The following is a 7,919-nucleotide window of genomic DNA, read 5'->3' on the forward strand; positions in this document are numbered from 1 at the left end:
CGCGCCCTTCCGCCAGCTGGCGGAAGGGCGCGCTCATCGCTTCTGTTGGGGTTCTTACTCCGGGATCTCGGCGTCCGGAGTCTCTTCGACAGCAGCCATCGACCACACGCCGTCGGCGTAGTTGGCAGTGACAGTCAGAGTGGTTCCGTCCGAATCCCACTTCTTGGACTCGACGGTCTTGCCGTCCTTGTCCAGCGTCGTGCTGGCATCTTCCATGTACGGAACCACGGCGCTCAGGTTGCCGGCGTCGTTCTTGGCCTCAGCGAGCGCCACTACGTTCAGCGCCTTCGGCTGCCCGCCCACAATCCAGCCACCGTCCGCGTACACAGCCTCGATGGCATCGGCCTCGGCCATGCAGCTCTTGCAGTCCGCGGCTGCTTCACGCATCAGGTCTGCGTCACCGGTCTGGATCGCGTAATTCTTGGCATCAAAGTAGTAGTACGTGAAGGATGCCAGGCCCTCGGCCGTGTCCTCGGCCATCCGGTCGTTCTTCTCCGGCGTCCGTACGTTCTGCGCGGGCGCTTCGGTGGTGGCCGCCACCGGCTTGTTGCTGTCAGCCGGCTTGCCAGCACCGGCTTCGCTGCCACAGCCCACCAGCGCAACTGCTGCCGCCGCCATCATGGCACCGGACATCATCAACTTCTTCATGGTCTCCCCTGGGATAACGGTTTGAGAGGATGCCGACTGCTCGCTTTTCAGCGACGTCAGCACCGTCACACACCCTATCGCCGGGGTAGCTCTGAAAATCTGAAAATAGCACTTCAGGTGTTGCAGATCACAAGACATTCTTATGCCCTTGTCTAGCAGCCAGCACCCTCGGGATTTTCTAAACAGTTGTCTGCGTAATTGTTTACGACAGACCGCCAAACGCTGAGGTTCACTGCTGGGCTAATTACCTGGGCCTCGCCTGCAATCGCTATCCAGTCCGATCCGTTGATCGAGTATTCGCCTCTATAGGCAGTTGTTAAAGAGACTTGAACATCTCCCGTTTCTGTATAGCGGTGGCTGGTAAGAGTTTTCTCTCCGAGACGCTCTGCAGGCAGCGGTCCTCCCGGTTGGTCCATCGGCCCCAACGACGTTCCATCGCCGTAATGCCACGTGTACGAAGTTGGGATCGCTCGGACAGACACACCGTGACCATCGATCTCCTCGTTAAAGGTCTGGTCATTTGGACTTGCATATACGTTGGTTTCGGCTCCGACCAACGTATGCGGGACAGGCTCGACGAAGAGGCCGGATGGAGCGATAGGCAAGCGTCGGAAGAACTCGACGGTGACTACGGGCAACTCCTCCGCTTCGCCTGCGGAGACTTCCATTGGCCGATCCGAATATTGGCAGATCGTTCTGGTCGTATCAACCCATTTCGGTGGGTCTTGCCCAGCAGGCGCTTCAAGAATACGCATTAGCGTTCCGTCTGCGCCGACAGAACAATTCGAATTGATGAGGAGGCATTCGACCGAGATATCCACAAGGTTCGGGATACACACCGGCTCTAACTTACGCTGCATCGGGGAAGGTACTGCGCCAGATAGTACCGACTGCGCAACTTGCTCGTGGCTGGCTGAAGGCTCTCTTGACAGGGTCTTCTCCGCTTCCAAGACAATGTCGCTTTCTACGAAGTCGCCCCCAATAGGGGGCAGGCCGGTTCCAGAAGACCATGCTGCTGGCGCGCCGACCAGCAAGAAAACAATCGTGAATGCAATCCAGCTGCAAGTTAGGTGGAAGCGCGACGGGTGCTTCATTTGCCTGCGTCCTCGGGACGGTTTAAATCGATCATTTGCCAACCGCCGTTTTGGTACTTCACTTCTGGAATCCACAACGAAGGCTTGGCAATACCGTCAGATTCGCCTTGTACTGACCCCTTCGAATAGTAAGTAAGGGGCTCCTGGGTAAAGAAGATATAGGGCGCATACCCGCCGCTCACTGTCTCCACATAGCGGTCTTCAATCTTCGTCACTTCCAGCGATCCACCGACTATCCATCTGCCCTCAGACGTCCAGGCCTTAATGTCGGCAGTCACAGCATTGCATAGCGCACAACGCGGACCAGTTATAGATTCAAGCCGTTCCACATCACCCGTCTCGTAGGCGTACGACACGATCTCGAACCAGTAGGGAATGAAGGCTTCCAAACCTTGTTGAGATTTCAGCGAGGCTTCATTCGGCATCTCAGGAACGGGAACGTTCTCCGCCGGTCCCTCTTTGGAGGCGGGCTTGTAGGCAGGTGTGGGCTCCGGGCTCGCGCTAGCTACGGGCGAGGCCGCGGGGGCGGGCGAAGTAGAGGGCTCGGCGCCGGCGGATCCGACGCAGCCAGTGAGCACAAGGGCGGCAGCGGCGATGAGCAGGGCGGTGGATCTGGTGCGCGTTCTTGCCGCGAGCGGTGGCTGCTGGCTCACTCGGACCCCCAGGTGTTGGTCGGGCGGGACGCTTGGTCCGAGCAGTCTAACCAGACGGGTCACAGCATGAGGAGGTTTTCCACAGGTTTGGTACGCGGCGGACCAGAACGGCGCCCTTCCCTTGACAGCAGCACGTCAGAACAGCTGTCTTGGCGCAGGGAAGGCGGGCAGGCCCACCTTCGCGGGGCACCGGCGTCGTTGTTGACCTGAGGTCAGGCAAGCTTGGCGAGGGTCTGCACCAGAAGTTGGCGTTCCTCCACCTTGATCCGTTCGTGCAGGGATTCTTCGGTGTCGTCCTCGAGCACCGGCACTGCCGCTTGGGCCAGAATGGGCCCGGTGTCGACGCCGGAATCGACCAGGTGCACCGTCACTCCTGTCACTTTCACGCCGTGGGCCATGGCATCGCGCACGCCGTGGGCTCCCGGGAAAGACGGCAGCAGCGCCGGGTGGGTGTTTACCAAGCGGCCCTCGAAGCGGGCAACGAATTCGGCGTCGAGAATGCGCATGAAGCCTGCCAGCAGCACCACATCCGGCCGGTAGGCAGCGGCAGCTTCTTCCAAAGCGCGGTTCCATTCCGGCCGCGAGGCGAAGTCTGCGGGAGCCACCGTGAACGTCTCAATCCCTGCTGCAGCGGCTCGTTCCAGCCCGCGGCAGCCGGGAACATCGCTGCCGACGGCGGTGATCTCGGCATCCAGCCGGCCGTCGCTGACGGCGTCAATGACAGCCTGGAGATTGGTGCCGGAGCCGGAGACGAGGACCACTATGCGCATGGAATCAACTTTATGCGCCCCTCTCGCCTAGGCTTAAACCATGCTGCAGAACACGCGTCCGGCGCCAACCGAGGAACAGACCAAGTCCGCGGGGCTCTTCATCCGTGTGTTGCTGCTGTTGCTGGCTTCCACTTTCTTGGCCACTGCGCTTCCGCTGCCCTGGAAGGCAGTGGCTCCGGCACTGGCACTGGCCAGCATCGTCGTGGCCGTGATCGGCCTGGTTAAAGCGGTGCGTGCGCGCATGCCCGGCTCGCTGCGCATCACGTATGTACTGGGCATCGGCGCAGGCGGCTTCTTCCTGCTGACCACGCTGGCGCAGGTGCTGTTCTGGCCGCTGACCGCCGATTTCGAAGCCTGCAACCAAATGGCCGTCACCCAGTCCGCGCGCGAAGCATGCTTGGCGCAGTATCAGGACAAACTCGGCAACTTCAACGACCTGCTGAACCGGTAGTCACTGACGGCTCTGACGGCTGCGGGATCTGGCCGGTTCGCGTTCCAGCCAGGGGGCAACCGCGTATCCGAGCATTGTTCCGACGGCGACTTCCCCTGCCACCCAGAGGGCGGTCCAGAACGGATCCGGCCCGATCTCCGTCAGCCGCCCAATGCCAAGCGACCCGTTGGACAGGCACACCAGCCCGGCAGTTGCGGCTCCGGCGACGGCTCCGACAAACAATCCCAGCGCCACGGTGGATGCCGATGCCGTGAACCAGCGTGACTGGATCTTGATCGACAGCCACTCATCGAAATGGTTCTCACCTTCCCGTAGGAACCACCAGCCGGCCAGTACTCCGGCAACTACCGGCAAGGCCAGCGCCGCCACCCCATGGGAGAGCTCGCCCACGGGCAACGCCCCGAGCACGGGGAAGGCGGGCATGGGACCCACCGTGGTGGCCAGGGGTCCGATCGAACTGCCCGACCCGATGGCAAAGCCTGCCCCAGAGGACCACGAGAGCGTCCAGACCACCAGGTTGGGGACCAGCCCCAACTGCCCCACCGTCAGCACGGCTCCGCCGATTATGCCCGGGCCGAGCTGTTCGTAGATCTCCACGACCTCCGCCCAGTGCAGGCCCAGATCCACGGCCAGCAGCAGCGCGGAAAATGCCACCGCCGCGGTTACCGCCAGCAGCCCGGCGCGGACGGCTGCCCAGACATAGGATCCGGCCCAGCGGGAATGCTGGCTGGTGCGTGCCACCCATGCCGCGGCATCCACCCCGATCAACCTGCCCCAGGAGCCGGCTTCGCGGTACGCGCCGACAACCAGGCCGGCGCCGGCCGGAACCAGCGGGATGAGTGCGCCTGCCACGACCGAGATATCCACTTCGTCCGTGCGCACCAGGTACGCGGTGGCAGCTCCCACCGCAGCGTACGTTCCGAGTGCACCGGCCAGCGCCTGCCAGAGCTGGTCCGTGTAGGACGCCCTCGCCAGTCGCCGCCCCGCCCGCCAGGACAGAAAGAACGGGATGAGGGTGAGCCCCAGCGGAACCAGCGACAATGTGCCGCGCAGCGTCTCAGCCGAACTGGTGCCGGTTTGGATGGTCAACTCCAGCGGCACGCCGTGGATCAGCAGCCAGGCCTGGCCGCCGAGCCGTGCGAGCGAATCGAAGCTGCGGTCGTCAAAACCGTCGGCGAACCACACCCCTACCAGTGGCAGCAGCACCAGGATCGCCGAAAGCAGGGCGCACTGGAAGAACTCGAAGACACCCTGCAGCCATAGGGGCATTGGCAGTCCGGTCTGACCGCCCGGTCGCGACGTGAGTTTCATTGCTTCTATGGTGCCAGTCCTGCTCCCCTTGCCCGTTCAGCGACGCGGCACCGTGGCTTCCGGCACATAACGGCGGTGGCTGGAGACGGCGGCCGGAAGCGGCGGCGGGAGGCGTGATCCTCCCGGCATAAAAAATGAGAATGGGCGGCCGGATGACGTTGAAATCAATCCGGCCGCCCCGCAGGCGGATATTTTGCTCAACGGAAATTCAACGCAGGAAAACAATTCCGCGGACTCTTTCCGTGGCTCCGCCAGTCTGCAAGAACCGCGTGGCTCGGTTTTTCCGGCACCCCCCTCGGTCCGTTCGCTGGGACCGCCCACAATTGGGTCCCTCCGGACGGGGCATCACCGGCGAGCTACCGCTTCCGGGCCTTGGGAACGGCTTCACTCTCCAAGGTGGCCTTTTCGCGTTTTGCGGCACGCTTTTCTTTAATGCTTCGACCTTGTTTCTTGGCGCTTTCGCGCGCAGGTGTTTTTCCGGACATTTTTGCTCCTCTTTCTCAAGCGGGATGTCTTGCTAGAGACCATACCTGCTTTAGAAAATAAAGCCAGCCCCTATTTCAGGTACCGAATGGACAGGAAAAGCACGGCGCTCAGGCCAACAGGTCCACCAGCCCTTTGGCCAGCGCGCCCGCCGCCCCCAGGAAGGCCAGCACGACCACGGCGGCCCGGGCATGCTCGTCCCGCAGCCGCCGGCCCAGTCGTTCGCCGGCAACAATGCCGACGATGATCGCCAGCGCAATCAGCGCCCACATCCACCACTCCAACTGCGGCACGCTGCCCGGGTCCACCGCCAGCTTGGCGCCCACGGTGATGATGCACAGCTGCAGAAAGAACGGCTGCAGGGTCGCGGCGAACCGGCGCTGCGGCCAGTGGGACAGGATCGCGTAGGCACTGACTGTCGGGCCACCAACGCCGGCGAGCGCGTTGGTCAAGCCTGAGCCCAGACCAGCCAGCGCCTTGGGCAGCTGCCCGGAGACGGTAACCTGGGCTCGGCCCAGCACCACCGCCACGGCCAATCCCGCCATCACCACACCGCCCACGACGGTGGACAGCACTGCGGACGGAACCTGCACTGCGAGCCACGAACCTGCCACAGTGCCGGCTGCTGCGGGGACGGAGAGCCACAGCAGCAGGTTCCAGTCGATCTCCTGCCATACCCGCGGCACTATCAGTCCGCAGGAGACGACGGCACAGATATTGATCATCATGATGCCCTCGTGCGGGCCCAGCAGGATGGCCAGGATTGGCGCCACCAGCAGGGCGAAGCCGATGCCCGCAATGCGCTGCGCCACCGATCCGAAGAAGATTGCGCCCGTAATCAGCGCCAGGAGTCCCATGGTCACCCGACCACCCTGCCAGAGCGGAGTTGGGCCGCCGTTCACCGACACGATCCCGTGTGCTCGCCTGCTCGTTGTCCGGCGCGGGCAAGCTGGTCGGCGTGAGGATAGCTATCGTCGCCGAAACGTTCCTTCCGCACATGAACGGAGTGACCCACTCCCTGCTGCAGGTCATCGCCCACCTGCGGCGCCGCGGTGACGACGTGGTGGTGATTGCACCGGCGTCGTCCTGGCTGGAGGAGAGAGCACCGGCCACGGTGGAGGGCTACCCGGTCCGTCACCTGCCGTCCATTCCGCTGCGCGGCTACCCGAACGTGCGGGTGGCCGCCGGATCGGTCGCCCGCGTCCGCCGGATGCTGGCGGACTTCGGGCCGGATGTCGTCCATGTGGCGTCCCCGTTCATCCTGGGCTGGCGCGCGGTGCAGGCCGCCCGGCAGCTCGGCCTGCCCACCGTCTCCGTCTACCAGACCGAAGTGCCCGCCTATGCGGCCCGTTACGGTGCGCCGTGGCTGCAGGAACTGCTCTGGCAACGGGTTGAGAACATCCACAATGCCTCCACCCTGACGCTGGCGCCGTCGTCATTCGCCATGGATCAGTTGCGCAGCCGCGGCATCCGCGTGCACCTGTGGCGCCGGGGCGTGGACACCGCCCGCTTCCATCCAAGCAAGTACGACGCCGGCTGGCGGGCTTCCGTGGCACCCGGCGGTGAGCGCATCATCGGCTACGTGGGCCGCCTGGCGGCGGAAAAGCAGGTGGAGGACCTGGCGGTGCTGGCCGATCTTCCCGGCACCCGGCTGGTGGTGGTTGGCTCCGGTCCGCTGAAGGAAGAACTGCAGGCGAAACTGCCCGGCGCGCACTTCGCCGGTTTTCAGAGCGGAGAGGCCCTGGCCCGGCACATGGCCTCGTTCGACCTCTTTGTCCACCCGGGCGAATCGGAGACCTTCTGCCAAACCATCCAGGAGGCCATGGCCAGCGGTGTGCCCGTGGTGGCTGTGGGTCGCGGCGGCCCCGTGGACTTGGTGGACCCCTCGCGGACCGGGTGGATTTACCAGCCCGGGCAGCTGGACCAGCTGCGCGGGTATGTCCAGGATCTGGCGGGCGACGGCGCCAAGCGGCGGGCGCTGGGCAAGGCCGCCTTCGACTCCGTGCAGGGCCGCACCTGGCCGGTGCTCTGCGAGCACCTGGTGGACTATTACCGGCTGGCCCTCAGGGTCAATCGGCGGGCGCTGAACCTCGAGGCCCGCGACGTGCTGGACTTCCTGGCCGGATGAAACCCTCAGTCAACTCCCGCCTCTTCGATCCCTGTCCCCGTTCCACTAGGATGTGGCCATGCCATCGGAAACCGGATCCTCAGCGCCCGAATCTGCAGCCGGGCAGGGGCAGCGCCAGCCCGCCGGCCAGAAGCAGCCAGGGCCCTCCGGCCCGTCCATACCGGAGCGGCTTGCCGAGCAGCTCAAGTCGCTGGGCGTTGCGCGGACCTACGGGGAACCCCTGCAAGTAGGCGGCGACACCGTGGTGCCCGTGGCGTGGCTCCAGTACGGTTTCGGCGGCGGCGGTGACTCCGAAGGGGCTGCCGGCGGAGGCGGAGGCGGCATCGCCGTGCCTCTCGGGGCTTATATCGGACGCGGCAACGGACCCGCCACGTTCCGCCC

At 64.2% G+C, this 7,919-nt stretch carries 9 protein-coding genes and 1 pseudogene; 3 read left to right on the forward strand and 7 right to left on the reverse strand.

The window, feature by feature from the left end; translation table 11 throughout:
• Nucleotides 1-54 precede the first annotated feature (54 nt).
• The 4 genes from AC5RWT_RS32015 to purN form a co-directional block, all read right to left on the reverse strand.
• Nucleotides 55-648, reverse strand: a complete 594-nt coding sequence (locus tag AC5RWT_RS32015; protein ID WP_494083739.1) for a DUF6318 family protein — start codon at nucleotides 646-648, stop codon at nucleotides 55-57.
• Nucleotides 649-800: 152 nt separating this feature from the next.
• Nucleotides 801-1,742, reverse strand: coding sequence for a hypothetical protein (locus AC5RWT_RS32020; protein WP_494083740.1), 942 nt, complete (start codon nucleotides 1,740-1,742; stop codon nucleotides 801-803).
• Nucleotides 1,739-2,395, reverse strand: coding sequence for a DUF6318 family protein (locus tag AC5RWT_RS32025; RefSeq protein WP_494083741.1), 657 nt, complete (start codon nucleotides 2,393-2,395; stop codon nucleotides 1,739-1,741). Before AC5RWT_RS32025 ends, AC5RWT_RS32020 begins: the two co-directional genes overlap by 4 nt.
• A 212-nt stretch (nucleotides 2,396-2,607) precedes the next feature.
• Nucleotides 2,608-3,165, reverse strand: a complete 558-nt coding sequence (purN, locus tag AC5RWT_RS32030; RefSeq protein ID WP_494083742.1) for a phosphoribosylglycinamide formyltransferase — start codon at nucleotides 3,163-3,165, stop codon at nucleotides 2,608-2,610.
• A gap of 40 nt (nucleotides 3,166-3,205) precedes the next feature.
• Between purN and AC5RWT_RS32035 the strand changes: the two genes are divergently transcribed.
• Nucleotides 3,206-3,616, forward strand: a complete 411-nt coding sequence (locus tag AC5RWT_RS32035) for a hypothetical protein (RefSeq protein WP_494083743.1) — start codon at nucleotides 3,206-3,208, stop codon at nucleotides 3,614-3,616.
• Here AC5RWT_RS32035 and AC5RWT_RS32040 read toward each other — a convergent pair whose 3' ends face one another.
• From AC5RWT_RS32040 to AC5RWT_RS32050, 3 genes are all read right to left on the reverse strand, one after another.
• Nucleotides 3,617-4,927: a cell division protein PerM gene (locus AC5RWT_RS32040; protein WP_494083744.1), complete on the reverse strand. Its 1,311-nt coding sequence runs from the start codon at nucleotides 4,925-4,927 to the stop codon at nucleotides 3,617-3,619. It lies immediately after the preceding gene.
• Between the two features lie 356 nt (nucleotides 4,928-5,283).
• Nucleotides 5,284-5,412, reverse strand: a complete 129-nt coding sequence (locus tag AC5RWT_RS32045) for a hypothetical protein (protein ID WP_494083745.1) — start codon at nucleotides 5,410-5,412, stop codon at nucleotides 5,284-5,286.
• Nucleotides 5,413-5,520: 108 nt separating this feature from the next.
• Nucleotides 5,521-6,267 (reverse strand): sulfite exporter TauE/SafE family protein, encoded by a 747-nt coding sequence (locus tag AC5RWT_RS32050; RefSeq protein WP_494083747.1) that lies wholly within the window; start codon nucleotides 6,265-6,267, stop codon nucleotides 5,521-5,523.
• A gap of 101 nt (nucleotides 6,268-6,368) precedes the next feature.
• Here AC5RWT_RS32050 and AC5RWT_RS32055 point away from each other — a divergent pair, with 101 nt between their 5' ends.
• Both AC5RWT_RS32055 and AC5RWT_RS32060 read left to right on the forward strand, forming a co-directional pair.
• Complete coding sequence (locus AC5RWT_RS32055) at nucleotides 6,369-7,538, forward strand: glycosyltransferase family 4 protein (protein ID WP_494083746.1); 1,170 nt, start codon at nucleotides 6,369-6,371, stop codon at nucleotides 7,536-7,538.
• A gap of 58 nt (nucleotides 7,539-7,596) precedes the next feature.
• Nucleotides 7,597-7,919: pseudogene (locus tag AC5RWT_RS32060) on the forward strand (hypothetical protein); the annotation flags it as partial.

This window comes from Arthrobacter sp. Dra40 (assembly GCF_059091905.1).

What these genes read in the sequence shown, in the direction of transcription:
- AC5RWT_RS32015 (WP_494083739.1), bottom strand. Translation starts at nt 648, where the DNA reads ATGAAGAAGTTGATGATGTCCGGTGCCATGATGGCGGCGGCAGCAGTT.
- AC5RWT_RS32020 (WP_494083740.1), bottom strand. Translation starts at nt 1,742, where the DNA reads ATGAAGCACCCGTCGCGCTTCCACCTAACTTGCAGCTGGATTGCATTC.
- purN (WP_494083742.1), bottom strand. Translation starts at nt 3,165, where the DNA reads ATGCGCATAGTGGTCCTCGTCTCCGGCTCCGGCACCAATCTCCAGGCT.
- AC5RWT_RS32035 (WP_494083743.1), top strand. Translation starts at nt 3,206, where the DNA reads ATGCTGCAGAACACGCGTCCGGCGCCAACCGAGGAACAGACCAAGTCC.
- AC5RWT_RS32040 (WP_494083744.1), bottom strand. Translation starts at nt 4,927, where the DNA reads ATGAAACTCACGTCGCGACCGGGCGGTCAGACCGGACTGCCAATGCCC.
- AC5RWT_RS32045 (WP_494083745.1), bottom strand. Translation starts at nt 5,412, where the DNA reads ATGTCCGGAAAAACACCTGCGCGCGAAAGCGCCAAGAAACAAGGTCGA.
- AC5RWT_RS32050 (WP_494083747.1), bottom strand. Translation starts at nt 6,267, where the DNA reads ATGGGACTCCTGGCGCTGATTACGGGCGCAATCTTCTTCGGATCGGTG.